Raw genomic sequence first — 25,995 nt, 5'->3', positions numbered from 1 at the left:
GGTATATATACAAAGAATAGATTTCTAATTTTAAAAAATGATTAAGCCAAGTCAGTTCTTTATTAGGTGTTGTGAAAACAACACTGATTTAAAAAATGATGAAATATAAACAATAACTTGATTTTGATTTTTAATAAGATATTGAAAATTATAAATAATTAATGTTGGCACAAAAGCTGCTCAATACAAGTGATATGAAATTGGAAATATCCTAAGGAATACCTATGTCACTTGTTATCGATAAAAAAGAAAATTCTAAAGAATTTGTAAAAAGCACTTTATCTGAAATCTGGGTCACTCGATGTCCAGTCCCAACGGCAACAGGCATCTCACTAAAACGTGGGACACTGATCGAAAAGTTTGAACAGCATGGTATTGATGTTGCTGTTTTACAAGATGCCCGTAAAGGTCTCTCTGTTCATCATTTTGACCATCAACTGCCAGCATTGTTTCGTGAAGGTGGAAATGTTCCAGCATTAGCTGCTCGTTCTGAAGGTGCGCCAAGTCGACTCATTGGTTTGACATGGATTGATGAATGGCAAGTGATCATTGTTCGCCCTGATTCTGAAATCAGCAAACCGGAGCATTTAAAAAATGTAAAAGTTGCTTTACCTGAATATGCAGACAAACGGGCAGGTAGCATTTTTAGAGCGATGTCTTTACAGGGTATTCGAGGTGCTTTGCAACTCGCAAATTTAACCTTCCGTGATGTGGATTTTATTGAAGTCCCTGAACGAGCAGAATCGAATACACAACAACGTGATGCAAGTACCTATTGGTCTGGATTAGATGCATTAATCACTGGTGAAGTTGATGCTGTTTATGTTAAAGGCGCATCTGCTGTCGAAGCTGCGACGAAACGCGGGTTAAAAGTTGGGATTGATCTGGATCAATTTGAAGATGTGAGCTCCCGTGTAAACAATGGTACGCCTCGTCCAATTACCGTACATGAAGATTTGTTAAAAGATCACTTTGAGGTCGTCGTTGATTTTCTGGAAGAGCTGTTTGATACCGCAGATTGGGCGCAAGATCATTTAGATGAAGTGCTGGTTATTCTTGAAGACGAAACGATTGCAGGTGCAGAGAGTGTCGCAACGGCCTACCGTAATAACTTTCATAAATCGTTACATCCATCATTAAGTGAAGAGCGCTTAGAGCTTCTAAGACAACAAAAAGATTTCCTTTGGTTACACGGTTTTCTCGAGCGCGATATCGATCTTGATACTTGGGTTGATCACCGTCCTTTGCTCGAAGTTTTAAAACGTCGCCAAAATAAACAATTTTAATAGGGTATTAATCATGACAACACTTATTCAAACCCCACTGTCTCCTGAACTTAATGATTTTATCGAATCGAACCGTGAAAAAGCTGAATTTGCTTTTGAAGTGTTCCGTGAAACAAGAACAATCACGGCAAATGGAACGGTTAATTTTGTTGAACGTGGACCTGATAATACCTTAGTCACTTTTAACTATGCAGGACCGTGGTCTAAAGATCAAAAAAGCAAAGTACTTGTGGAGACCATTGATGGTGAAGTTTTATTGGGAAGAAAAAATGCAGGCGGGCGCTATAACAAACTTTTTCGCGAGCATGCAGATGTCACCACAATATCTCATGTACACGCGCCGAATTTAGGGGCTTGGGCGCAAACCCATCGTACCTTACCGATTCGTTATGTGCCTGTTCAGCGCTTTCATTTATTTAAAGAACTACCAATTTATATTGATCGCCGTCAGGCAGAAGTCGATTTCATTTTAGATCAACTCAAAGTTGATATCGAACATCGAGCAATTTTAGAAGCCAACGGTGGTGCAACCGTATGGGGACGTCAGGGATTACAAGAAACAGCTGAATTTATCTTGTTACTTGAGGAAGGTGCACAGATTCAGCTACTGGCTGAATTAGCTGGGGGAAGCCGTGAATACGGACAGGGTGTTTTACAGCAGCAGTGGCGAATGAGTGGTTTAACCGATAAAGCGAAGTCGCTTGGATTACTTCCACTTCATTAGAAATCTGATTCAAATATAAATATAGAGAATACTATGGCTGTAAAACTTTTATGGTATCTCACTGCTCCCGATGGGCCATATCCTTGGTTGGAATCTGGGCGGTGGGATACCGATTATGAACACTTGCAACAGATTGCGATTACTGCGGATCGACTTGGTTTTTACGGTTCACTTATGGGTACCAGCGAGTATGAAACACTTGCTGTTGCTGCAAGTTTAATTCCATTTACTGAACGGTTAAAGTTTCTGGTTGCCCAACATCCTGGAGAAGTCCAGCCAGCAGTATTGGCAAAATATGCGCAAACGTTTGATGCATTTTCTAAAGGACGTTTGTTATTTAATGTCGTCAATGGAAGTGATCAGGGTTTAGCCGCTTTAGGTATTCACTATACGCATGATAAGCGTTATGACTTTAGCAAAGAATACTGGACAGCATTTCAGCAAAACTATTTAGGTGATCGGTCTGGATTTGAGGGCGAATTTATTCAAATTGCCCCACGTCTAGAAGGTGGATCGCCTATGTCCAAATGGCGTGGTCCAACTCAAAAGCAGGGTGTTCCATTGTGGGGAGCTGGAACTTCTGCCAAAGGTGTTCAGCATTCTGTCGAGTTACTCGACGTGTACTTAAGTTTTGCAAATACCCCACCGTTGCTCGGAGAAAAGTTTGGCAAAGTTGCGGCTGAGGCTGCAAAAATTGGGCGCAGTTTAGAGTTTGGTACTCGATTACAAATTATTGTTCGAGAAACAGAAGAAGAGGCTTGGCAGTATGCTCAGTCATTACTCGACAAAATTGATGTCAATTATGCAATCGAAGCGGTTAAACGACAGCTTCCTCCTCATGAAACTTTTGAGAGTTATCAAAGTCCAAATCCGATCGTTCAAAGAAATCTGACATTGCTCCGCCATGGAGTATTACCTCGTGCTAAAGATTTTGAAATTTATCCTAATGTTTGGACTGGGCCATCTTTATTTGGTTTTGATATTTTAAACCCGGCAGCAGGTACTGCCTTGGTCGGCAGTGCTGAAAATATTGCTGAACGGATTAAAGAATACGAGAGCTATGGTGTATCTGCCTTTATCTTATCTGGTTTCCCTTTAATTGGAGAAGCTTATCGTGTAGCTGATTTATTGTTCCCGTTATTAGCGCTCGATCATGGTTTTGAGTTACCTAAGCTCAATAAAAATTCATCCATTGATTCTCTCTTGAATCAAGAAGTCGTCGTTTAAGGGAGAAAACATGAACAAAATTACACGTCGAGAACTCATTAAACAAACTGGATTGGGGGTTGGCGCTGTTGCTGCAATCAGTCTGATAGGATGCTCTAAAACTGATTCTTCATCTTCTGAAAGTGCTAATCCTAGCAATACTCAGAATGATATTCCGAAAAAAGGTGGTGTGATCAAAATTGGAGTAATCAACGGCAATCAAGCAGGTAATTTAGATGCGCACAAGCCTATTGGTATGTCTAGTGCATTTAGAGGTTGGCCTTTATATGCAAAATTATGGGAATGGGGTAGAGATATCCAGCCTAAACTCGCACTTGCTGAATTTGCAGAGCCGAATAATGATGGGACGAAATGGACCATTCGCTTAAAAAAAGGACTCGAATTTCATCATGGTAAGACGATTACTGCGGATGATGTTATTTTCTCCTTACGCCGTTTGACGGACCCTAAACTTGCTTCTCCATTTGCTGCCTATCTTTATTCATTACAACGAGATGGAGTTAAGAAGGTCGATGAATACACCGTTGAGATCCCTTTTGCTCAAGGAAAAGGCTTAGTTGCTTTACCTGAGGCATGGATGAGTTGGGGAGGGATTGTTCCTACAGATTATGACCCAGTTAAAAATGTGGTCGGGGCTGGGCCCTTTAAGCTTGACAGTTTTACGCCAGGTCAACGTTCACGCTTTGTTCGTTTTGAAAACTATTGGAAAGAAAATAAGCCTTATGCTGATGCAATCGAAATCATTGATTTTAAAGATCAGACAGGACGTCTTGCTGCTTTGCAATCTGGTCAAATTGACATTGCTTCAGGGGTAAGTGCCGAGCATATTTCTTTAATTCAAGCCAATAAACGATTGAATCTCGTCTCATCTGAAACAGATGCTTGGCAATCTTTTGATATGAATACCTCCAAAGCACCGTTTAATGATCCTCGAGTACGTCAAGCTTTTAGATTGATTGCCAATAGAGATGATTTGGTTAAACGGGCTTTAGCTGGTCAAGGACGCGTTGCCAATGATCTCTATTCATTTAGTGATCCTGTATATGACCACAGTATTGCGCAACGTAAGCAAGATTTAAATAAGGCGAAGGCGTTGCTGAAAGAAGCTGGTTTTAGCAATAGTTTGGCGGTTGATTTATATACAGGTCCAGATAGCAATGCTGCATTGGTTTTTGCTCAGCATGCAGCTCAGGCGGGTGTTATCGTTAATGTTAAACAGGTTGAAGCTGCCACCTTTGCTGATGCTGTAAAACAGGATTGGGCATTTAGTACAGGTTCAAACGTTTCACGACCTTTTTTATTAACCGTCTTGCAAATTGATGGGCCAGGTGCGGCAAATAATAAAACCCGATTTAACAATGAACGTTTTACTGAATTGGTTCATTCAGCATTACAACAGCCTGATTTGGAAAAACGCAAAGTTCTCATTCATGAAGCACAGCATATTCAACATGAGCAAGGTGGTTTGCTCATTTGGGGTTTTAACCATGTACTCGATGCACATTCTGGCCAAATTGGTGGCGTAACACCCGATCGCACAGGCTTTGCTGCGTGGCGTACAGATGAATTTTGGCGTAGGGGGTGACCGCTATGACAACGCAATCCAGCAAAATAGAGACAGCCATTCCACATCAAACAATGACGAGATCATTTGAAATACCAGCATGGTTACCTTGGTTTTTCACACGGTTGTTGTCAGGTGTATTGGTTGTATTGGTGATTAGTCTTATTGTATTTATTGCCACACAAGCACTCCCATCTGATCCGGCTCGCGTCATTTTGGGCCCAGAAGCACCGGAAGCGACAGTTCAAATTCTTCGTGAACAATTGGGCCTGAATGATCCAATACTGCTTCAATACTGGCATTGGTTGAGTCAATTATTGCAAGGTAATTTTGGCCGTTCGATTGATTCCAATGTCCCTGTTGTGCAAATTGTTCAGAATTATTTTGGTAATACCGTTGCATTAACAAGCTTGGTGATTGTCATTACTGTACCACTTTCAGTCGTGTTGGGTGTGTGGCTGTCACTCCGTCGAGATAGCAAACTCGATCGTATTATTGTTTCTAGCTCTATTCTATTCAAGGCTGTTCCTGGATTTGTGATTGCAATTTGGCTCATGATGTTTTTCTCAACCTCAATCCTGCACATATTGCCAGCAGCATCTTTGTTGATTCCAGAGCAGTCAGCTTTTAGCCAAATCGAGTTTTTGGTTTTACCGATTTTAACTTTGGCCTTATCGCTTATTCCATATCTGATGCGGTTGGTGCGCGGTTCCATGATTGACGCACTTGAGTCCGACTATGTGACCTCTGCACGATTACGTGGTATTCCTGAGCGACGGATCATATGGAAACATGTTTTACCCAATGCACTGGTGCCAGTGGTGCAGGGAACAGCCCTCACCATACGAGTTCTGCTGAGCGGTGCACTCATCATTGAGGTGGTGTTTAGTTATCCCGGTATTGGTAATGCACTCAATGCCGCAATTGAATTAAGAGATATCCCAACCATTCAAGCGATTGTTTTATTGCTCACCATTTGTGTAGTGGTGGTCAATTTAATTGCAGATTTAATCACAACCTTACTCACCCCCAAGATACGAACAGCCAAAAGGCATAAAGCACGTTCGCCAGGTCGTCGTCAGGCGCTACGGTTATGGAAGTCGGGTCGGCCCATTACGGTAAAACCTGTTGACCGCCGCAATGCGTTAAAGAACCTTCAGCAAGGAGGTGGGAAATGAGCTCACTTCATTGGTACCAAAGAAATTTTTTTCAAACCTTAATTCGTGAAAGACAAGTACGGTTTGGATTTGTTGTCACAGCTCTAGTTTTAATTTTTGCACTGGTTGGCCCGCTACTGGTTCCATTTGAACCCACTGCATTAGTCGGCATGACGTATGGCCCGCCTGAAGGAAAATCATTTTTAGGTTATGACTATATTGGTCATGATGTCTGGTCACGTGTCCTTGCTGGTGGGGCTTCTATTATCTGGATGACACTGGCTGCCAGTTTGGTTGCATTAATTATTGGTTCTAGTTTAGGCATATTCGCTGCTTTTGCCCGAAATAAGATTGATCAGTTCGTGACTTGGCTGACTGATGTTTTTATGGCCTTTCCGGATCTTATATTGGTCTTGCTTATCGTTTCAATGTTAGGTCGGGAACCTTGGCTCATTGTTTTAACGGTTTCAATTGCTTTTATTCCTGGGGTCGTGCGTCTTGCGCGAAGCGTTGCACTGAATCTGGTGGAACAAGAATATATCGAAGCAGCCAGAATGCTTGGGTACTCAAAAACCTATATTTTATTTCGTGAAATTTTACCCAACATGTTGACGCCTTTACTCATCCATTTGGGTGTGATGCTGACATGGGCTGTGGGTATGTTATCTGGTTTGGCTTTTCTTGGTTATGGTGTGGCACCTCCAGCAGCAGATTGGGGACTCATGATTAATGAAAATCGCGCTGGTTTATTGGTACAGCCATGGGCGGTATTTGCTCCTGTCCTCTTAATTGCTTTGTTTGCGCTCGGAACCAATGTATTGGCTGAGGGCGTTGGACGTGCAGCGGCTCGGATTGAGGAAAAATAAGCATGGCATATCTATTTAAAAATACCGTATTAACGGTAAAAGACTTAACCGTGGCATTGGTCAACACCGGCAATCACATCGTTTCTGATATTTCATTTAGCCTACGAGAAGGAGAAGTTCTAGGGCTAGTTGGAGAAAGTGGCTCAGGTAAAACCACATTATCAAGTGCTTTATTGGGCTATGCACGCTATGGAGCCAAGATTATTCAAGGCTCAATCGAGCTAGAGAATCAAGATATTCTCAGTTTAGATGATCATGCTTTGCGTCAGGTTCGTGGTTATAAAATCAGTCATGTCGCCCAAGATCCTGGAACAGCACTCAACCCAGCATTAAGTATTGGACAACATTTATTTGAATTATTAGATGTCCATCAGACACAGTTATCGAGCGCTGAAAAATACCAAAAGGTTGCCAAAATTTTAAATGAAGTGGGATTGCCGCAGGATGAGCTATTTCTAAAGCGTTATCCTCATCAGCTTTCGGGTGGGCAACAACAACGAATTTTATTGGCCTTGGCATTCTTGCTACAGCCACGTTTGATCGTTCTGGATGAGCCAACCACCGCATTAGATGTGACGACCCAGACCTTGGTGTTGAACATCATTCGTAAATTATGTCGGGAATATCATGTTGCGGCTATTTACGTATCGCATGACTTAACGGTGGTCAAAGATATTGCAGATCGGGTGATTGTTCTGTATTCGGGTCGAATTGCAGAAGATGCGGTATTAACCCAACTATTTGAAACTCCTAAGCACCCTTATACGCAAGGTTTACTGAACGCCATTCCCGATGTGGCCATTCGTAAATATTTATCTCCAATTGAAGGACATGCTCCTTCGCCCAATGAGCGCCCAGTAGGATGTGCTTTTGCGGCACGTTGTGCTTTCGCTACAGATATATGTCGTCAAAAACAACCTGAATTAACTCAATTAAAAGATCAGTTTGATTCGCATTTTGTTGCTTGTCACCATTCGGATCATGTCGGTGTGATTCATTTTAAAGAGATTGATCATCAAGTGATTGAAAGAGAAACAGACAGGGAAGCTCTATTAAAAGTTGAACATATTCATGCATGGTATGGGCAGCAACAGGCACTTTTTGATATCTCATTTCAACTCAAAAAAGGCGAGTGTTTAGCATTGGTAGGTGAGTCGGGCTCGGGTAAGACCACGTTATCACGTGTCATTGCCGGGCTGAATGAAAATGCAGATGGACAAATTATATTAGCAGATGAAGTCTTGTCGTTGCGTGGGCAACAGCGTCATTTGCAGCAGCGGCATAAACTGCAATATATCTTTCAAAACCCTTATAAGGCTTTGAATCCAGCGCATACGATTGGTCAGACATTAATTAAAGTTGTACAGCATTTCTTTGGAGCATCTCGACAAGACGCCATAGCAAAAGTCACACAGGTACTTCAACAAGTCTCTCTGCCTATACAAGTTCAAGAACTCTATCCAAGAGATTTATCGGGTGGGGAGCGACAACGCGTGGCTATCGCACGCGCTTTGCTATGCCAACCTGATGTTTTGATTTGTGATGAGATTACATCTGCTTTGGATGTTTCAGTTCAGGCTTCCATCTTAAAACTGCTACAAGACCTCCAACAGCAAGGGGTGACCTTACTATTTGTGACCCATAACCTAGGGGTTGTTCGTGCAATCGCAGATCGAGTCGCCGTATTAAAAAATGGACATATTGTTGAATATGGCGAAACAGATCAAGTGCTGAGTCACCCTCAACATACATATACCAAAACTTTGCTTACTCATGCGCCAAGCTTGTTTAAAAACAAGGTACTTGAAGTTTGCGCATAAAAAAGAACAGATTTTCCGGAGTTAACAATGAACGACATTAACCAACGTAATTTTTTAGAATTAGGTAGTATCAGGCATATTCAAAGTGAGCAAGAAGCACTTGACATTGCAAAAGAGGTGGCGGATCAACTGAATCAATTTGCTCGAGACCCCAGTTATAACAAGGCCGTACCTTATGAACAAGCTCGCTTAATTTCAGAAGCGGGTTTAACTGCGATTATTGTCCCCAAGCAATTTGGGGGCTTGGGCGCCAGTATTTCAACCTTGGTCAATGTGGTGAAAATTATTTCATCCGCCGATGGTGGTGTCGGGCAGTTATTACAGATTCACTTCACCATGTTCCGAGGCGTTTTAACGGGCTATGATGATGAAATTCGTGATCAGTTACTGGGTGATATCTTAAGCGGAAAGCGTTTGGGCAATGCACTTGCAGAAGTGGGTGGCAAAGATAAATTTCAGCATAAGACGCGTGTAGAGCGAAATTCAGAAGGGCAATTAATATTAAATGGTAGTAAGTTCTATTCTACCGGCTCTTTACTCGCAGAATGGATTTCCTTATTCGCTGGTAGTGATGATGGACCTGTGTCGATTTTAATTCATCGTGATACGCAGGGAGTCGAGTTGCTCGATGACTGGGATGCGATGGGACAAAATAATAGTGAACCGTACCGGGTTTGTCGGAGACTCAATATTCTGAGAGACTATTCCGATGAAAAAACCAAACTATACCCCCGAAATTAGAGAAAGAGCGGTTCAATTACTAATTGAATCTGAAAAAGATTATCCATCGAATTGGGCAGCAGTTTCCGCAATTGCTCCTAAAATTGGCTGTACTCCTGAAACACTTCGTGTTTGGTATCAAAAATACTTAGATCAACAAAATCCCGCCAAAGTACAACAGGTATCTGACCAAGAAAAAATGAAGCAAATGGAACGTGAAATTAAAGAATTAAAACGTGCCAATGAAATTCTACGTAAAGCAGCCGCTTTTTTCGCCCAGGCGGAGCTCGACCGCCCACACAAATAATGGTGGATTTTATCCATAACAATAAGGCGTTATATGGTGTTGAAGCGATTTGTAGAATTTTACCGATTGCAGCTTCGACCTATTATCGGGCTTTAGATTTCGTTGATAACCCAGAACATCGAGCGAAACGTGCTCTGCATGATTTACATCATGCAGAGCAAATCAAACGTATTTGGAAAGAAAGTTCAGGTCGATATGGTGTACGTAAAGTTTGGCAAAAATTGAAACGTGAGGGTTATGTTATTGCACGTTGTACAGTTGCTCGATTGATGCAAAAGCTAGGTATACAAGGTGTTTGGCGTGGTAAGAATAAACAAACCACCCGTAGCCGAGATGATCAAAAACGAGCAGATGATTTAGTGAAACGGAATTTTAGTGCTGATCGACCTGACCAATTATGGGTCAGTGACTTTACGTATATTCAAACACATTCAGGCTGGGTCTATACCGCCTTTATTATTGATGTGTTCTCACGAGCAATTGTTGGATGGAAAGTATCTACACGGATGAATACAGATATGGTGCTCGATGCATTGGAGCAAGCATTGCACGATCGAGGCATGCCAAAGAATGTGATTCATCATTCCGATAGAGGTGTTCAATATCTTTCTATTCGCTATACCAATCGTTTAGATGCTGCAAATTTACGAGCATCAGTCGGTACGACAGGTGATTCATACGATAATGCTCTGGCTGAAACGGTGAATGGCTTATACAAAACAGAGGTGATTGAATATTTAAAAGCAGATTGGCAAGGTTTAGCAGATGTACAACTTGCGACACTAAACTGGGTAGATTGGTTCAATAAAAAGCGTGTACACAGTGCACTGGGTTATGTATCGCCTTTTGAGTTTGAAGCAATGTACTATGATAAGATTAACCCGTTAGGTCAGGTGGCCTAACTTAAATAAAAAAGTCTCCGACAAACCCGGTACGGTTCATAGTGTCAGTGGCACTGTTAATTTTAAAGATGTGATTGTTGATGAACGTTATGTTGCCAAGCGGAATACTGGTGGTTTAGGTACTGTTTTACGTACGGGACTCACTTGGCCTCAGATTTTACACGCTGCAATGGACACAGGAATTGCCAAAGGAGCCCTACAAGGTGGGATTGATTATTTACAACATCATGCTCGACCTTGGGTAGAAAGTGGCGTCGATTCGCCTACGCATGAACCTCATATCATCAAACAGATTGGTGAATTCGCTGTTTTAGTTCGTTCAGCTGAGGCATTATTGGATCGTTCAGCACAGATTTTTGAACAGCATTTGGCAAATGTAGAGGATGAAGATTTACAAACTGAACTGATTTTATCGGTTGCTGCTACCCGTAGTCAGTCTGATCATGCATCTTTAAAAATTTCGAGTGAAATTTTTGGATTACTTGGGGCAAGTTCAACTTTATCGAAATGGAACCTAGACCGCTTCTGGCGAAATGCACGAACTCACACCACGCATGATCCAATTCGCTGGAGGCTCTATCATGTTGGAAATTATTATTTAAATAATATTCCACCAGGAGAATACAACTCCGTACTTCTAAAGAAGCAGGCGGAAAATGTGACTAAATTTTCTAAGTAAAATGAAGTCAATAAAAAAAGGTTGTCATCATGACAACCTTTTTAATTTTAAAGTATTAAGCCACTTGAGTTTGAATAGAAATATCCTGTGCAAGCCATTCACGAACATTAATTTGTGCAGGAATAAAGTTCCAGCGATAGAGAAAATCACTCAAGTCTTGTAAAGCAATAATAGAGATTTCATCAAAGTTAGTGTTCAGTTTCAGATGTGCATCTGCACCATATGCTGCATGAACCCATTGCTCACTGCTATTACATTCTTTTGCTAAATAACGATGGGTTTCATCTGCATGTGCATGTGCCCATTGTTCTGCTTGTAAAACAGCATCAACAATCGATTGGGCTTGTTCTGGATATTGCGTTAGAAAATCTTCATCAACAGTGAGCGTTCTCGGTGTTCCATTATTGGAGCGTAGAATAGGATCTGGATGTGAGCCAATATCAATAATGGTATGCAGGGCGAAATCATGGGCAATCTGCGCAGCATGTGCACCTTTTAGAAAAATGGCATCCACATCACCTTTAATTAAGGGACTGTTCTAAATTTTGTGTAAGTACTTAATTTTCATTTATCCTTCAGAGGATAATTACAAAAGGTACTTCACATGGATGAAGCAACAATCAAAAGTATGGCTGCCGAATTGGCTAAAGGTCTAAAAACACCAGAAGACTTAAACCAAATGACAGCAGTCTTTAAAAAATTCATGATTGAAACTGCACTCAATACTGAACTTTCAGACCATCTCGGTTATGAAAAGCATCAGTCCAGGAAAGGCTCAAATAGCCGTAATGGGTTTAGTTCTAAAACCATTACAACTCAAGATGGACAACTGGCTTTAGATATTCCCCGTGATCGAGAAGGTTCATTTGAGCCACAAATTATCAAAAAGCACCAAACACGCATCACCAGTATGGATGACCAAATCCTCTCACTGTATGCAAAAGGAATGACTAATAGGGAAATTGTAGCCTTCTTCAAAGAAATGTACGATGCCGATGTCTCAGCATCTCTCATCAGCAAAGTTACCGATGCTGTGATTGAGCAAGTGACTGAGTGGCAAAATAGAGCTGAACCGTACCGGGTTTGTCGGAGACTTTTTTATTTAAGTTAGGCCACCTGACCTAACGGGTTAATCTTATCATAGTACATTGCTTCAAACTCAAAAGGCGATACATAACCCAGTGCACTGTGTACACGCTTTTTATTGAACCAATCTACCCAGTTTAGTGTCGCAAGTTGTACATCTGCTAAACCTTGCCAATCTGCTTTTAAATATTCAATCACCTCTGTTTTGTATAAGCCATTCACCGTTTCAGCCAGAGCATTATCGTATGAATCACCTGTCGTACCGACTGATGCTCGTAAATTTGCAGCATCTAAACGATTGGTATAGCGAATAGAAAGATATTGAACACCTCTATCGGAATGATGAATCACATTCTTTGGCATGCCTCGATCGTGCAATGCTTGCTCCAATGCATCGAGCACCATATCTGTATTCATCCGTGTAGATACTTTCCATCCAACAATTGCTCGTGAGAACACATCAATAATAAAGGCGGTATAGACCCAGCCTGAATGTGTTTGAATATACGTAAAGTCACTGACCCATAATTGGTCAGGTCGATCAGCACTAAAATTCCGTTTCACTAAATCATCTGCTCGTTTTTGATCATCTCGGCTACGGGTGGTTTGTTTATTCTTACCACGCCAAACACCTTGTATACCTAGCTTTTGCATCAATCGAGCAACTGTACAACGTGCAATAACATAACCCTCACGTTTCAATTTTTGCCAAACTTTACGTACACCATATCGACCTGAACTTTCTTTCCAAATACGTTTGATTTGCTCTGCATGATGTAAATCATGCAGAGCACGTTTCGCTCGATGTTCTGGGTTATCAACGAAATCTAAAGCCCGATAATAGGTCGAAGCTGCAATCGGTAAAATTCTACAAATCGCTTCAACACCATATAACGCCTTATTGTTATGGATAAAATCCACCATTATTTGTGTGGGCGGTCGAGCTCCGCCTGGGCGAAAAAAGCGGCTGCTTTACGTAGAATTTCATTGGCACGTTTTAATTCTTTAATTTCACGTTCCATTTGCTTCATTTTTTCTTGGTCAGATACCTGTTGTACTTTGGCGGGATTTTGTTGATCTAAGTATTTTTGATACCAAACACGAAGTGTTTCAGGAGTACAGCCAATTTTAGGAGCAATTGCGGAAACTGCTGCCCAATTCGATGGATAATCTTTTTCAGATTCAATTAGTAATTGAACCGCTCTTTCTCTAATTTCGGGGGTATAGTTTGGTTTTTTCATCGGAATAGTCTCTCAGAATATTGAGTCTCCGACAAACCCGGTACGGTTCAAGCCTTAGATAGCCTTTATCCTGTTGTCTATCTTGACTGTATTGTTGTCAAAGTCCGTCAGCACTCCAATGTGATTAACAAGTCCGTATACCTTGCTTTAGGCATCAATATGGATGGACAAAAAGAATTACTGGGTATGTGGATTGCTCAGACAGAAGGTGCCAAATTCTGGCTGTCAGTCATGACAGAGCTAAAAAATCGAGGAGTACAGGATATTCTTGTTGCCTGTGTAGATGGATTAAAAGGCTTTCCTGACGCGATAGCCTCCGTTTACCCTCATACTGATATTCAACTGTGTATCGTGCATGTTGTACGCAATAGCCTGAGATTTGTAAGCTGGAAAGACTACAAGGCTGTTACCTCGGGTCTGAAAGCGATTTATCAGGCAAGTACAGAGGAAAATGCTTTAAAGTCCCTAGACATCTTCTGTGATCAATGGAATCACCAGTATCCCAAAATTGGAGAATCCTGGCGGGCCAATTGGGAAAATATCCGAACGATCTTTAGCTATCCAGCCGAAATACGTCATGCAATTTATACAACAAATGCGATTGAGTCGTTGAATAGCGTAATACGCCATTCAACGAAGAAGAGGAAAATCTTTTCATCTGATGACTCAGTAAAGAAGGTCATTTACTTAGCAACATCAAATGCTGCGAAGAAATGGACGATGCCAATTCAAAATTGGCGTTTAGCAATGAATTGGTTTACGATTCAGTTCGATGATCGATTAAAAGATCATTTATAAAAAATGGAACTTACACAAAATAATTTACAGGCTCTTAATTAATGCCACGATCTCTGCATTTGCGCTGATTTTGTTGCGATTACCATAAAAGCTAGAATCATTTTCTTCTGGCTGTTGTTGTTGTGCTGTTAAAATATCTGCTCGTAAACAATCGACTAATTCAAGATCGCTTACCTCCAAATTTACTGTCTTTAAGGCATTCTCTAAACCACGAATCGCCTGTGCACGCGAGAAATCAATAATTGCATCCTGATTGAATGGAATTCCAAAACGTTTATCTTTTAGGTCTGCAACCGTTTTGATGTTTGAGTCGTAGCGTGTTAACAATAATTGGACTTCATCAGCCCAAGATAATCCAATCACTTTAGTTTTTTGACCAGATGCATATGCCCAGATTGCAGGAATACTGCCACCGTGTCGAACTGAATTGGCAAGCGTATGATTAAAATGAGAGTTACGAATATCTTTGGAATTTGATTCTCGAATTGATTTTATTTCAATCTGCTGCTCATTAAACTTTTCTTTGAGCCAGCCTTTTTGAATTGAAATGCCTAGGCCTGTTGGTACAGGGCAGCGCGTGTACCAAAGCGTATTTAAGGGTTGAGTTTGAAGTGTTGTCATCATGACATCCTTTTGTGATTTTTATGCTTTAAAGCAAAATTGATGCCATTTATTAAATTGTTGATATTTATTAATTATTTTTAATATCGTTTTTATGATGTTGATATATCAAATTTTGTTGCGATTACAGCAAATCAATTTCTATAGTGTTTTAAAATCAACACCCCATAAATAGCCATCTATAAAAGTAATATAAAACAAAGAATTAAAATATTTTTTCAGATCATTAATTTGGCATGAATCTCGCACTCATACAAAATCTCAAATTTTTACTATCTTTTATGTTTAAAAATTATCCATTATTACGAAGTTTGGCTTTGTATCGCTTTATGCCATTTCGTTTCTTATTAACGGCGACTTTATTTGTTATTGCGAATATCGGCTTGGCACTGCAACAATATTCAATCGGACATGCGATTGATAGCTTAAAACATAGTGAAAGAGAAACTTTATTTCAGCATGCGCTTTCTGATCCTTTAAATCCTTGGTTCTGGTTTATTCTACTTGCGAGTATAGCTGGCATGAGGGCGGTTGTTCAGTATCTGGCAGGGTTAAGTGCTTTAAGCATTGGTCAGCAATTACTGAGTATTTTAAGAGAAAGAATCTTTTCCCAAGTACAGCATTTAGATGTTTCATGGCACTGGAAGCATGGGCTGGGAGAAGTGTTATCCCGAACTACCCGTGATTCAGATAAATTAAAAGAAGCATTGATCAATTTCTGGCGACAAGTGTTTGAGTCAAGTCTGGTTGTTGCTGTGACCGTCGGACTGTTGTGCTGGTACCATCCTTGGCTGGGAGTAGTTCCTTTATTCTTTATTTTTTTAGGGCTTGGGGTTCTATTTAAACTGACCAATCAATTGGTGGTATTGGATCATCAAGTTGCATCTACCTACGAAAAAGTCAGTGATAGCTTAGCGGAAAGCGTGAATGGGATTCGGGTGGTCAAAGCGTTTCAACTCGAACAGAAACTTTTACAGCGCTTTAATCATGCCGTAGATCTATTTATTCATCATTCCATTCAGACCATCAGCACAAGTGCGAAACGCTTACCTATCCCCCAAGTGATTATTGCATGCTCTTATTTGTGGGTCATCGCTTTTGGTGCTTATTTAATTGGACAAAATCAGTTGCAAGTGGGGCAATTTGTCGCTGCCATTCTGATGGCAAATTTATTGGTGTTTCGTATTGAAAGCATTGGTCAGGTCTTACATATTTTTGCTGATGCACGTTCGTCTGCGACAAGAATCTGGCAAATGCTCGATCAGCAGTCTGCCATTGAAGATCCACAATATCCGATGTCTTGGCAAGGAAATGATGAGTTAAATATTCGATTAGAAAATGTCAGCTTTCAAGATAAGACAACGCAAAAGTATATTCTAAAACACTGTCATGTTGAATTTAGAGCAGGTGAAATCGTCACTGTAGTCGGTAAAACTGGCTCAGGTAAAACGACTTTGATGAATTTACTCAATCGGTTTATTGACCCAACAGAAGGGCAAGTTTCGATTGGCTCTGAGCAAACGGGCTGGACGAATATCAAAGATTTAAGCCTAGTTGAATTACGCCATTTGGTTCAGATCATTCCTCAGGAAAATTTCTTTTTTAGCGGTACATTGGCAGATAACTTAAGAGTTGCTAAGCAAGATGCAACTGAGCAAGAGATGAGGGATGCTCTACATTTAGCCTCTGCATCAGAACTATTACAACGACTTGATCATGGACTAGACACACTGATTGGGGACAAGGGCGTTACCTTGTCGGGAGGACAAAAACAACGTCTTGCTTTGGCCCGTTCTATTCTAAAGAATTCACCCATTTTAGCTTTAGATGATTCAAGCAGTGCCTTGGATGCGACCACAGAAAAACAGGTTTTACAGCGGCTTTCAGCACTTTCTGGCAGTGGCAACCCTTTGAATAAAACAATCATTATTAATTCGAATAAACAAACCACGATTGCATTGTCTGATCGAGTGATTGTGCTTGATCAGGGCCACATTATTGCCCAAGGCACGCATCTTGAATTAGTTCGAGATTGTTTATTTTATCGTGAGTTGATGGGCTTTCAGTTACAACAGCAGGAGATGAATGCATGAATAGCAGTGTTAAAAATTTCCGCCCATTCGCAAAATCAGCTGATCTACAAATCGAAGAAAATTTGGCAAATACCTCAATTCATAGAGCAATGCTAAAAAAACTTATTCCTTTGGTTTATCCCATTCGCTACTTGCTGCTCGCGTTAATTGTGGTAGAGATTTTACAAGTGATGAGTGTTTTTGTTCGACCTTGGGTGGTGAAATATATTCTGGATTCGGGCTTTCAACAGATTGCTGGAAAAGTAGTATTGCATCAGCCTGTTTTATTGATTGCGATGAGCATTTTAACCTTGAGTTGGATGTGTCGTTTTGCTTTAGCGGGCGTATCAAAATATCTTTCAGGCCGAGCAGCTTTGAAAGTGATTAATGGTTTAAGACGTTCTCTATTTCAGCATATCCAAAGTTTAAATATTGGGTATTTTGATCGTACCAAAGCTGGCAGGATTATTTCGCGTGCCGATCGCGATGTCGAAACGCTAGAGCCTGTGTTAATACAAGGGCCACCAGAGCTACTTTCCGCAATTTTGCGTTGTGGATTAGCTTCAGTACTGCTTTGGCATATCTATCCCCCTTTCTTTTGGTGCTTATTTGCGACGCTCCCCATTTTATTTGGGATGACTGCAATTTTTAAGAAATCATCGCAAAAACATTGGGGGCGAGTTGCAGAGGAACGCAGTCGATTTACTGCTCATTTGGTTGAAACAGTAAATGGAGCAAAAATCATTCAGCAGTTAAATTACACCGCAACCAATCAATCTCGTTATCAAGAATTATTGAAAGACTTTAATCATTCTATTATTTATGGCAGTAAGCGGACCAGTTGGTTTGCCCCTTTTACAGGCTTACTTTCAACGCTAGCCACTGCTGGATTTATTGTGATTGGTAGTTATGCTTATAGTGACGGCATCATTAGTATTGGCCAGTTTGCAGAAAGTATTTTCTATGTATTTTTATTTTTAGCACCCTTACAGGAACTGACCGATCTATTTGAACGTTATGCAAATGGGGCAGCATGTGCACAACGTATATTTTTACTTTTAGATACCCAATCTACGATTCAAGAACAACCGAATGCTGTAAAGCTTGTACAGTTGAATGGTCATATTCGATTTCAGGCTGTAGATTTTGCTTATACCCACAAACCTGTTTTACAAAATTTTAATTTGGAGATTGAAGCTGGAAAAATCGTTGCGATTGTCGGGCCAACAGGACATGGCAAAAGTACCATGGCACAGTTGCTAACACGGTTTTATGAACCCCAGCAGGGTGGAATTTTTCTAGACCGTTATCCAATAGAGAGTATTCAGCTTGCCAGTTTAAGACAGCATGTCAGTATTGTTTTACAAGATAATGTTTTATTTAGTGGAACAATTTTAGATAACTTGCGTCTAGTTCAACCTGATGCTTCAGATCAGCAACTGATTCAGGTAATTGAAGAGTTAGGGGCCGATGAGATATTACAGCAGCTATCGCAAGGCTATTTCACCGAAGTAGGAGCGCTTGGTAAAAATCTCAGTCATGGACAAAGGCAACTTGTTTGTCTGGTTCGAGCTTATTTGGCAAACCCTAAAATATTAATTCTAGATGAAGCGACTTCTGCAATTGATATTTATACTGAGCAAAAAATACAATATGCGCTTAGACGCTTATGCCAAAATAGAACCTGTATAGTCATTGCACATCGGCTCAGTACCATTCGTGAGGCGGATAAAATTGTCGTGATTGAAAATGGTCATGTCGTAGAGCAAGGTTCGCATGAGCAGTTAATGCAGCAACAGGCAGCTTATTTTCAATTGTATCAGTCCTATCTACAAAATCAGCTTGTCTAGCGGTCTACAAATTTAAAAACTGTAGTTTTATAAACATTTTTTGAATCATTGTTTAAATTTAAACAATGATTCTTTTGTTTTGACACTCAATATATTGATAATAATAAATAAAATATTTGGCATTGGCTTTGCTATATCGGTTTAGATCGTTAAGGAAGCTTATATGCGTACATATTTTTCTCAATTCATTCTTCACTCCTCACTTTTTGCACTGAGTACACTGACTGCCTCAATGGCGATGGCAAATGATCAAAAGAATTTGTCAGAGAAAGAGGATGCCATCACATTACAATCTGTGGTTGTCACAGGCTCTAGACGCGCAATTCATAGTTCGCTCGATGCGCCTGCGCCTGTTGATATTTTAACTGCTAAAGACTTACAACAGACTGGAGCAACTGATCTTGCTGCGGCGTTAACACGGTTGTCTCCTTCTGTGAGTTTACCGAGTTCTCCTGCAGGTGGTTTTGGTGCATCAGTTCCACCAAGTATTGCGCTCAGAGGATTATCTGCGGATCAAACTCTAATTTTAATTAATGGAAAACGTCGACATACATCCGCTTATTTCACCCGCCAAGCCTATGCTGGTGGAAGGGGAGCAGCAGTAACTGATTTAAGTTTAATTCCAGTGAGTGCGATTGAGCGTATCGAAATCTTACGGGATGGCGCGGCAGCACAATATGGCTCAGATGCTATTGCTGGTGTTGTGAATATTATCTTGAAGTCACGAGATCATGGCGGTGGGGTAAGCTATCAAACGGGTGGCTATACTCAAGGAGATGGTGAACAACATAAAGTTAATCTTTGGAAAGGTTTTGCACTCCCTAATGATGGTGCTTTGACGGTTGCCTTAGATTTAGGTAAACGTGAAGCTGCAAGTAACACGGCACCTGATACGCGAACTTTTTATGATGGTTCAACCAAAGCTCAATATACAGAACAAAATACACCCTATAGAAGAGCCTGTAAATTATTTTGTGTAAGTTCCATTTTTTATAAATGATCTTTTAATCGATCATCGAACTGAATCGTAAACCAATTCATTGCTAAACGCCAATTTTGAATTGGCATCGTCCATTTCTTCGCAGCATTTGATGTTGCTAAGTAAATGACCTTCTTTACTGAGTCATCAGATGAAAAGATTTTCCTCTTCTTCGTTGAATGGCGTATTACGCTATTCAACGACTCAATCGCATTTGTTGTATAAATTGCATGACGTATTTCGGCTGGATAGCTAAAGATCGTTCGGATATTTTCCCAATTGGCCCGCCAGGATTCTCCAATTTTGGGATACTGGTGATTCCATTGATCACAGAAGATGTCTAGGGACTTTAAAGCATTTTCCTCTGTACTTGCCTGATAAATCGCTTTCAGACCCGAGGTAACAGCCTTGTAGTCTTTCCAGCTTACAAATCTCAGGCTATTGCGTACAACATGCACGATACACAGTTGAATATCAGTATGAGGGTAAACGGAGGCTATCGCGTCAGGAAAGCCTTTTAATCCATCTACACAGGCAACAAGAATATCCTGTACTCCTCGATTTTTAGCTCTGTCATGACTGACAGCCAGAATTTGGCACCTTCTGTCTGAGCAATCCACATACCCAGTAATTCTTTTTGTCCATCCATATTGATGCCTAAAGCAAGGTATACGGACTTGTTAATCACATTGGAGTGCTGACGGACTTTGACAACAATACAGTCAAGATAGACAACAGGATAAAGGCTATCTAAGGCTCTATTTTGCCACTCAGTCACTTGCTCAATCACAGCATCGGTAACTTTGCTGATGAGAGATGCTGAGACATCGGCATCGTACATTTCTTTGAAGAAGGCTACAATTTCCCTATTAGTCATTCCTTTTGCATACAGTGAGAGGATTTGGTCATCCATACTGGTGATGCGTGTTTGGTGCTTTTGATAATTTGTGGCTCAAATGAACCTTCTCGATCACGGGGAATATCTAAAGCCAGTTGTCCATCTTGAGTTGTAATGGTTTTAGAACTAAACCCATTACGGCTATTTGAGCCTTTCCTGGACTGATGCTTTTCATAACCGAGATGGTCTGAAAGTTCAGTATTGAGTGCAGTTTCAATCATGAATTTTTTAAAGACTGCTGTCATTTGGTTTAAGTCTTCTGGTGTTTTTAGACCTTTAGCCAATTCGGCAGCCATACTTTTGATTGTTGCTTCATCCATGTGAAGTACCTTTTGTAATTATCCTCTGAAGGATAAATGAAAATTAAGTACTTACACAAAATTTAGAACAGTCCCCTATAGAACATGGAAATTTGGTTCACCCGAACAAAAAGATCAAGTCAATGTGACTGCCAATCTAGATTTACCTTTGACAGATGACCTTGCACTTTATGGTTTTAGTAGCTATGGCCATCGCAAAACAATAGGTGAAAACTTTTATGAGCCACCAACAACCAAAACAGTACTGAATCAATCCAGCTATTTTAAAGAACGTTATCCAGATGGACGCTCGCCATTGAGCTTAGTCACTGTAGATGATTTTGCCACCACAGTTGGAGTGAAAAAAGGGGAGTTGAAGTCAGGTAAATATGATCTTTATGCGACCTATGGGCAAAATAAAGTCAGCACAGAACAAGGCAATGGTATTAACCCAAGTTAGAGGTTTTCACTGACGAGATGTTCAGTCATGCGGCTTGATCCTCATTGAATTTATTGACTGTTTTAAAATGAGTTAAAAATGGCGTCCTTAACTTGTCATATGATTGGATATAGACATAATCCGTGGTGTACGTTGCTGTAGTTCTTTGTTCCATAGCAACAGTGGATTGTACATTTTCAATTTCTTGTTGCATGAGCGCGAGTTGTTGTTTGAGCTGTTCTTCATTTTGTTTTATTTTTTGCAGCTCTTCTTGCATGATTCTTTTGAGTTCAATCAATTCCAGTTCATTCTCTAGATCATTCTGGATTTTATGAAGCTGGTTTTTAATTGCTCTATATTTGACTAGTACCGTTCTTAATGTTTGAGGAAGCTTTTCAGGCCCTAAAATGATGAGGGCAATAACTCCAAAAGCAAATAGTTCCCCAAAACTGATATTAAACATGACAATATATCACTTATAATTTGGTCTGCTTTTCGTTATTTGATTCTAACGAATTAATATCTTTGTATTGCTGATTCTGTATTAGTTTTGGATCATCAGGATGAACAGAATCTTTAAAGTCTTTAATTGCACCACCCAAATCTTTTCCTAGATTTTTTAGCTTTGAAGTGCCAAATAATAAAATAACAATAACGGCAAATAATAGAATATGCCAAATTGATAAACCCATGCTAAAGCTCCTGAATAATATAAGTTAAAGACTATTAATATCACACATCGTATGGTTTCTAAATCATATTAATATCGATCAATATTCGATTTAATTATGCGCTATGATCCAGCAGATGAAGTGCTTGATTACGAAAATTGAATAAGCTTTCACTGTCTTTATGTCTTGGATGGGCTAAAGGAATAGGTATAATTTCCTTGATTTTCCCTGGTCGAGCTGACATCACAATCACACGATCTCCAAGATAGACTGCTTCTTCAATATCGTGCGTCACAAGAATCATGGTGATTTTTTCATGTTGCCAGATACGTTGCAGTTCAGCCTGTAAATGACTCCGCGTCATGGCATCCAATGCACCAAATGGTTCATCTAAAAGTAAAATATCAGGTTTATTGACCAAGCCACGTGCAATGGCAACCCGCTGCGCCATACCGCCAGACAATTCGTGAGGGTAGGCATTCTCGAATCCAGTAAGTCCAACAATTTCGATATGCTCTTTCACACGTGCATTTTTTTCTGAACGGCTTAACCCCGTTTCTTCCAGCGCCAAATGGATGTTTTCGGAAACGGTGAGCCAAGGCAGTAAGCGATGTTCCTGAAAAATTAAGCCTCGTTTTAAATCTGTTCCTTGGATCGGAATTTTATTGAGTAAAATTTCACCTTGATAGTCTGGGTCTAGTCCTGCAATCAGACGAAGTAACGTCGATTTTCCACAACCACTGCTGCCGACAATGGAGATAAATTCGCCTTGCTCAATGTCGAGATGAATACCGTCTAAAACCGTTAAGGTGTTCTGATCACGTTGAAATGATTTATTGAGTTTTTTAATCGAGAGTAAAGGAAAAGACATGTTGAAATCCTGATTGTATTTTTAAATTAGAGGCTACTAAGCTCGCCATTGCAGCACACGTTTTGAAATGAAGTGGATAGATGTGGTCATCACAATACCACTGATCGTGACGGTCATTGCGCACACCAGTAGGATGTCCATTTCGGCATTAATTTCAGCTTTCATCATGAGATTGCCCAAGCCAGCGCCTGCATTGAATAGCAACTCACTTGCGGTGGTGGTGATCCAGGTAAAAGGGACCGCTAAATTTAACCCCGTTAAAATATGTGGCAAGGCTTGTGGCAAGCGGATTCTTTTAAATTCACGCCAAAATGAAAACTGATACATTCGTGCGACTTCACTGTATTTTTCATCATAGTGGCTAAGTCCTTGAAAGGTATTAATGACCAAGGGGAAAAAAGAAGCCAGTGCAATAATAAAGATCTTGGCTTCTTCACCATTGCCAAACCATAAAGCAATTAATGGCGTTAAACCGAGGAGTGGAACTTGTCGGATACTGTTAAACAGTGGAGAAACCAGCGCATTAAAAACTTTTGAATAGGCGAGTAAGACGCCTAAAATTAGTCCAGCTGTTGAACCAAATAAAAAGCCTAATCCCGCTTTCTTCAGACTACCCCATGTATTCACCCACAATTCCCCTGTTTCTAGTAGTTGAAGAGAAGCAGAATAAATATTCTGTAAAGGGACAAAGGCATAGGCATGACTAGAGCCTAGTTCTGAGTTGTACTGCCATAAAACCAGTAATAGCACAGGAAGTACGAGACCTTGTAATAGGACCACAGGCTGTTGTAATGCACCTTTCAAAGTCAGTGATAGTGGCGACATTATTTCCCCCTTGAACTGAGCGCAGGTGATATAAAGCGTTGTTCGACCAAACGTAAAAGTTTATCGAGGCTAAAACCAATCATGCCTGTGATAAATACCCCGACCATCACCACATCCAGACGAAGCATTTGCCGTCCTAGTTCCATCATCTGACCAATACCAGTACCTGCTGCAAGTAATTCAACGGCTACTAAAATCAACCATGCTCGGCCTAATGCGATTCGCAGTCCACTGATCAAGGGTGGTAATGTTGAGGGAATGACGATGTACCTCAGCCACGCTCGTGTTTTAAGTTTGTAGATTTGACTGAGTTCAATATAGTGTTTAGGAATATTTTTCACTGCATCTGCTGTTGCCAAAGCAATTGGGAAAAAACAGGCTTTGATAATGAGTAAAATTTTAAACAGTTCGCCAATCCCAAAAACGAGAATAAAAATAGGAATAAGGACAAAGATCGGAATCTGATAAAGGAGGTTGAATAAGATATAAGCATAATTACGGAATGTGCTGATTGAACCATAGGCAATTCCAAAAGCAATGGCACTGAGTGCTGCAATACAAAATCCAAAAAACAATCGGGAGAGACTATCCTTTAAGTGCAGCTGTAACTCACCACTCTGCAATAAACCAATAAATGTATTCCAGACCGTTGTGGGTGGCACCAAAATTTGAGTTGGGAAAATTTGCAGCGAGCAAATAAATTGCCAAGTAAGTACAGCCAATAAGGGGGAAATCAGCGAGAGCAGCCCATACCACTGCTCAGCAGAAATCCTCCTCCATAATGGCGATCTATTCACAACGATATTCTTTTCAAGAGAAGGATTTACAAGCGTTTTCATCGCTTAGTCTCCCTGTTTATTCTGCTGATCGTTTGTATGTAAATTTTGAATTGCTTGATCGGCAAATTTTGGATTTAACAGTTCATCTGCTTTGATAGGCGTTTGAATCAACTGGTTTTTCACAGCATGATCAATGACTTTGGCATAGTGTTGTTTAAGGAAATCAACGTTGTATTCAGGAGACCAATCCTGTTGCCATGTACTTGCACTATTCTGGCTTTCACGTTGAATCACAGTTAAAGGTTGACCAAACTTGGTTTGACTTTGCTGAAATTCATCTTGGTGTTGGGATATCCAGTTCATTGCTCTCACTGTTGCGTCAGCAAGTAACTGAGTGGTCTCTGGGTGTTGTTGAAGATAGTTTTTACGTCCCCATAATTCTGCACGCATTTTCCAGTCAGCAGGCAAAGATTGAGATGACCAGATAATTTTACCGAGATGGCGGTCTTGTAAAGTCAGCGCATCACTTAAAGTAAAAAATGCATCCACACTTTTGGCAGATAAAGCTGCTGCACCTGCCTGAGGGTTTAGGTTAATAATTTGAAAGTCTTTGAGGTTTAAACCTTTGCTTTGTATCAGTTGACCAAAATTGATTTCCCAAGGACGGCCACGATGTAAAGCAATTTTTTTACCTTTTAAGTCCTCAATACTTTTTACCTGTGAATCAGGTGGCACAATCAGATAGACATTATTACCAATCCCCCCAGGCACTACAATTTGTGTTCTTACCCCAGTTGCATTCAGTACCACAGCCGGTAGGTTGCCATAAAAAGCAAAATCAATTTTATTGTTCAGGAAACTTTCATTCACTAAAGTCGCTACAGCTGCAGTGGTCACTGGCTCCCATTTCAATTCAATATGTTGTTGCTTTAAGGCCTTGAGAAAAATAGGGTCTTGAGAGATGAGTTGTGGTACGCCAATAAAGTCCAGACTACCTGATGTTCCATTTGCTACGACAGCAATACGCAACTGTTGCTGAGTGGGTTTATTCTCAGATGCTTGTTGGTTTTGTTTTGCATCGCAAGCGACGAGTCCTAAAAGACTCAAACTTAAAAATAAGCTAGGAAGAATACGCATATCGTCATAGGAATTAAAAAATATAGAGGAATAGAGCAAGAACCAAGCCAAAATAATTAATATATAAAAATCAATTGTTTATTATTTTTTATTCGGATTATTGTTGTTGAATCAGCCATGTATGCTGTGAAACAGACATTTAAATGTGGAGAAGTGTTGAAATTTCAACACTACGTT

The 25,995-nt window shown here is 40.4% G+C and carries 17 protein-coding genes, 9 pseudogenes and 2 other annotated features; of the genes and pseudogenes, 16 read left to right on the top strand and 10 right to left on the bottom strand.

The features are described 5' to 3' along the window. Positions 1-224: 224 nt before the first annotated feature. From NQU59_RS17205 to NQU59_RS17160, 10 genes and pseudogenes are all read left to right on the top strand, one after another. The gene (locus NQU59_RS17205) at positions 225-1,286 is read left to right on the top strand and encodes an ABC transporter substrate-binding protein (RefSeq protein ID WP_257064207.1); all 1,062 of its coding nucleotides are present in this window, start codon (positions 225-227) and stop codon (positions 1,284-1,286) included. A 13-nt stretch (positions 1,287-1,299) separates the two neighbouring features. Further along, entirely contained in the window at positions 1,300-2,010 is a 711-nt protein-coding gene (locus NQU59_RS17200) for a class II aldolase/adducin family protein (RefSeq protein ID WP_257064205.1), read from the top strand. Positions 2,011-2,043: 33 nt separating this feature from the next. Continuing rightward, positions 2,044-3,237: an LLM class flavin-dependent oxidoreductase gene (locus NQU59_RS17195; RefSeq protein WP_257064204.1), complete on the top strand. Its 1,194-nt coding sequence runs from the start codon at positions 2,044-2,046 to the stop codon at positions 3,235-3,237. A gap of 10 nt (positions 3,238-3,247) precedes the next feature. Beyond that, complete coding sequence (locus tag NQU59_RS17190; RefSeq protein ID WP_257064203.1) at positions 3,248-4,822, top strand: ABC transporter substrate-binding protein; 1,575 nt, start codon at positions 3,248-3,250, stop codon at positions 4,820-4,822. 5 nt (positions 4,823-4,827) lie between these two features. Beyond that, positions 4,828-5,979, top strand: a complete 1,152-nt coding sequence (locus NQU59_RS17185) for an ABC transporter permease (protein ID WP_257064202.1) — start codon at positions 4,828-4,830, stop codon at positions 5,977-5,979. Continuing rightward, entirely contained in the window at positions 5,976-6,824 is an 849-nt protein-coding gene (locus tag NQU59_RS17180) for an ABC transporter permease (RefSeq protein ID WP_257064201.1), read from the top strand. Before NQU59_RS17185 ends, NQU59_RS17180 begins: the two co-directional genes overlap by 4 nt. 2 nt (positions 6,825-6,826) lie before the next feature. Further along, positions 6,827-8,644 (top strand): dipeptide ABC transporter ATP-binding protein, encoded by a 1,818-nt coding sequence (locus NQU59_RS17175; RefSeq protein ID WP_257064200.1) that lies wholly within the window; start codon positions 6,827-6,829, stop codon positions 8,642-8,644. A gap of 27 nt (positions 8,645-8,671) precedes the next feature. Next, a pseudogene (locus NQU59_RS17170) lies at positions 8,672-9,304 on the top strand (acyl-CoA dehydrogenase family protein); the annotation flags it as partial. A gap of 49 nt (positions 9,305-9,353) precedes the next feature. Next, positions 9,354-10,573, top strand: a protein-coding gene (locus NQU59_RS17165) for an IS3 family transposase (RefSeq protein ID WP_107114716.1) whose coding sequence is annotated in 2 segments (ribosomal slippage) — positions 9,354-9,630 and positions 9,630-10,573 — 1,221 coding nt in all. Because the reading frame shifts where the segments join, the coding sequence is not laid out codon by codon here. After that, positions 9,629-9,745 (top strand) — a sequence feature (AL1L pseudoknot). Its footprint overlaps the gene before it by 117 nt. A gap of 34 nt (positions 10,574-10,607) precedes the next feature. Continuing rightward, positions 10,608-11,252: pseudogene (locus tag NQU59_RS17160) on the top strand (acyl-CoA dehydrogenase family protein); the annotation flags it as partial. 55 nt (positions 11,253-11,307) lie between these two features. Here NQU59_RS17160 and NQU59_RS17155 read toward each other — a convergent pair. Beyond that, positions 11,308-11,781, bottom strand: a pseudogene (locus NQU59_RS17155) (ABC transporter substrate-binding protein); the annotation flags it as partial. 75 nt (positions 11,782-11,856) lie between these two features. Between NQU59_RS17155 and NQU59_RS17150 the strand changes: the two are divergent. Beyond that, positions 11,857-12,318, top strand: a pseudogene (locus tag NQU59_RS17150) (transposase); the annotation flags it as partial. A 41-nt stretch (positions 12,319-12,359) separates the two neighbouring features. Here the strand turns inward: NQU59_RS17150 and NQU59_RS17145 are convergent. Beyond that, positions 12,360-13,579 (bottom strand): IS3 family transposase gene (locus NQU59_RS17145; RefSeq protein WP_107114716.1). Its coding sequence is split into 2 segments (ribosomal slippage): positions 12,360-13,303 and positions 13,303-13,579, totalling 1,221 coding nucleotides; the frame shifts between segments, so codons are not numbered across the junction. Continuing rightward, positions 13,188-13,304, bottom strand: a sequence feature (AL1L pseudoknot). Its footprint overlaps the gene before it by 117 nt. Before the next feature lie 54 nt (positions 13,580-13,633). Here NQU59_RS17145 and NQU59_RS17140 point away from each other — a divergent pair. Beyond that, positions 13,634-14,377 (top strand): annotated as a pseudogene (locus tag NQU59_RS17140) (IS256-like element ISAba26 family transposase); the annotation flags it as partial. A 33-nt stretch (positions 14,378-14,410) separates the two neighbouring features. On the opposite strand, the pseudogene NQU59_RS17135 reads toward NQU59_RS17140, so the two are convergent. Then, positions 14,411-14,998 (bottom strand): annotated as a pseudogene (locus tag NQU59_RS17135) (ABC transporter substrate-binding protein); the annotation flags it as partial. Between the two features lie 281 nt (positions 14,999-15,279). Between NQU59_RS17135 and NQU59_RS17130 the strand changes: the two are divergent. The 3 genes and pseudogenes from NQU59_RS17130 to NQU59_RS17115 all read left to right on the top strand — a co-directional run. Then, complete coding sequence (locus NQU59_RS17130) at positions 15,280-17,091, top strand: ABC transporter ATP-binding protein (protein WP_257064199.1); 1,812 nt, start codon at positions 15,280-15,282, stop codon at positions 17,089-17,091. After that, on the top strand, positions 17,088-18,920 hold the full coding sequence (locus NQU59_RS17125) for an ABC transporter ATP-binding protein (RefSeq protein WP_257064197.1): 1,833 nt from the start codon (positions 17,088-17,090) through the stop codon (positions 18,918-18,920). The genes NQU59_RS17130 and NQU59_RS17125 overlap by 4 nt, the downstream gene beginning before the upstream one ends. Positions 18,921-19,083: 163 nt before the next feature. Further along, a pseudogene (locus NQU59_RS17115) lies at positions 19,084-19,875 on the top strand (TonB-dependent receptor plug domain-containing protein); the annotation flags it as partial. A gap of 35 nt (positions 19,876-19,910) precedes the next feature. Here the strand turns inward: NQU59_RS17115 and NQU59_RS17110 are convergent. Further along, positions 19,911-21,117, bottom strand: a pseudogene (locus tag NQU59_RS17110) (IS256-like element ISAba26 family transposase). A gap of 52 nt (positions 21,118-21,169) precedes the next feature. Here NQU59_RS17110 and NQU59_RS17105 point away from each other — a divergent pair. Beyond that, positions 21,170-21,553, top strand: a pseudogene (locus NQU59_RS17105) (TonB-dependent receptor); the annotation flags it as partial. Between the two features lie 28 nt (positions 21,554-21,581). Here NQU59_RS17105 and tatB read toward each other — a convergent pair. From tatB to NQU59_RS17075, 6 genes are all read right to left on the bottom strand, one after another. Then, positions 21,582-21,998, bottom strand: a complete 417-nt coding sequence (gene tatB, locus NQU59_RS17100) for a Sec-independent protein translocase protein TatB (RefSeq protein ID WP_005239097.1) — start codon at positions 21,996-21,998, stop codon at positions 21,582-21,584. A gap of 13 nt (positions 21,999-22,011) precedes the next feature. Continuing rightward, positions 22,012-22,227 carry a Sec-independent protein translocase subunit TatA gene (locus NQU59_RS17095; protein WP_005239096.1) on the bottom strand — a complete coding sequence of 72 codons (216 nt, stop codon included), beginning with the start codon at positions 22,225-22,227 and terminating at the stop codon, positions 22,012-22,014. A 94-nt stretch (positions 22,228-22,321) separates the two neighbouring features. After that, complete coding sequence (locus NQU59_RS17090; RefSeq protein ID WP_257064193.1) at positions 22,322-23,077, bottom strand: ABC transporter ATP-binding protein; 756 nt, start codon at positions 23,075-23,077, stop codon at positions 22,322-22,324. Between the two features lie 36 nt (positions 23,078-23,113). Further along, positions 23,114-23,902 carry an ABC transporter permease gene (locus NQU59_RS17085; protein ID WP_257064192.1) on the bottom strand — a complete coding sequence of 263 codons (789 nt, stop codon included), beginning with the start codon at positions 23,900-23,902 and terminating at the stop codon, positions 23,114-23,116. Continuing rightward, positions 23,902-24,741, bottom strand: coding sequence for an ABC transporter permease (locus NQU59_RS17080; RefSeq protein ID WP_257064191.1), 840 nt, complete (start codon positions 24,739-24,741; stop codon positions 23,902-23,904). The genes NQU59_RS17085 and NQU59_RS17080 overlap by 1 nt, the downstream gene beginning before the upstream one ends. Positions 24,742-24,744: 3 nt before the next feature. Next, on the bottom strand, positions 24,745-25,818 hold the full coding sequence (locus tag NQU59_RS17075; protein WP_257064190.1) for an ABC transporter substrate-binding protein: 1,074 nt from the start codon (positions 25,816-25,818) through the stop codon (positions 24,745-24,747). Between the last annotated feature and the right edge of the window lie 177 nt (positions 25,819-25,995).

It is taken from the genome of Acinetobacter colistiniresistens, assembly GCF_024582815.1.
In the GTDB taxonomy this organism is placed as follows: domain Bacteria; phylum Pseudomonadota; class Gammaproteobacteria; order Pseudomonadales; family Moraxellaceae; genus Acinetobacter.
The sequence above is the reverse complement of the archived record's forward strand: the minus strand, read 5'-3'. Positions and strand labels throughout refer to the sequence as shown.

Bases quoted from the DNA above. Each gene is read 5' to 3' on its own strand.
- NQU59_RS17205 (WP_257064207.1), top strand. From the start codon at position 225: ATGTCACTTGTTATCGATAAAAAAGAAAATTCTAAAGAATTTGTAAAA.
- NQU59_RS17200 (WP_257064205.1), top strand. From the start codon at position 1,300: ATGACAACACTTATTCAAACCCCACTGTCTCCTGAACTTAATGATTTT.
- NQU59_RS17195 (WP_257064204.1), top strand. From the start codon at position 2,044: ATGGCTGTAAAACTTTTATGGTATCTCACTGCTCCCGATGGGCCATAT.
- NQU59_RS17190 (WP_257064203.1), top strand. From the start codon at position 3,248: ATGAACAAAATTACACGTCGAGAACTCATTAAACAAACTGGATTGGGG.
- NQU59_RS17185 (WP_257064202.1), top strand. From the start codon at position 4,828: ATGACAACGCAATCCAGCAAAATAGAGACAGCCATTCCACATCAAACA.
- NQU59_RS17180 (WP_257064201.1), top strand. From the start codon at position 5,976: ATGAGCTCACTTCATTGGTACCAAAGAAATTTTTTTCAAACCTTAATT.
- NQU59_RS17175 (WP_257064200.1), top strand. From the start codon at position 6,827: ATGGCATATCTATTTAAAAATACCGTATTAACGGTAAAAGACTTAACC.
- NQU59_RS17130 (WP_257064199.1), top strand. From the start codon at position 15,280: ATGTTTAAAAATTATCCATTATTACGAAGTTTGGCTTTGTATCGCTTT.
- NQU59_RS17125 (WP_257064197.1), top strand. From the start codon at position 17,088: ATGAATAGCAGTGTTAAAAATTTCCGCCCATTCGCAAAATCAGCTGAT.
- tatB (WP_005239097.1), bottom strand. From the start codon at position 21,998: ATGTTTAATATCAGTTTTGGGGAACTATTTGCTTTTGGAGTTATTGCC.
- NQU59_RS17095 (WP_005239096.1), bottom strand. From the start codon at position 22,227: ATGGGTTTATCAATTTGGCATATTCTATTATTTGCCGTTATTGTTATT.
- NQU59_RS17090 (WP_257064193.1), bottom strand. From the start codon at position 23,077: ATGTCTTTTCCTTTACTCTCGATTAAAAAACTCAATAAATCATTTCAA.
- NQU59_RS17085 (WP_257064192.1), bottom strand. From the start codon at position 23,902: ATGTCGCCACTATCACTGACTTTGAAAGGTGCATTACAACAGCCTGTG.
- NQU59_RS17080 (WP_257064191.1), bottom strand. From the start codon at position 24,741: ATGAAAACGCTTGTAAATCCTTCTCTTGAAAAGAATATCGTTGTGAAT.
- NQU59_RS17075 (WP_257064190.1), bottom strand. From the start codon at position 25,818: ATGCGTATTCTTCCTAGCTTATTTTTAAGTTTGAGTCTTTTAGGACTC.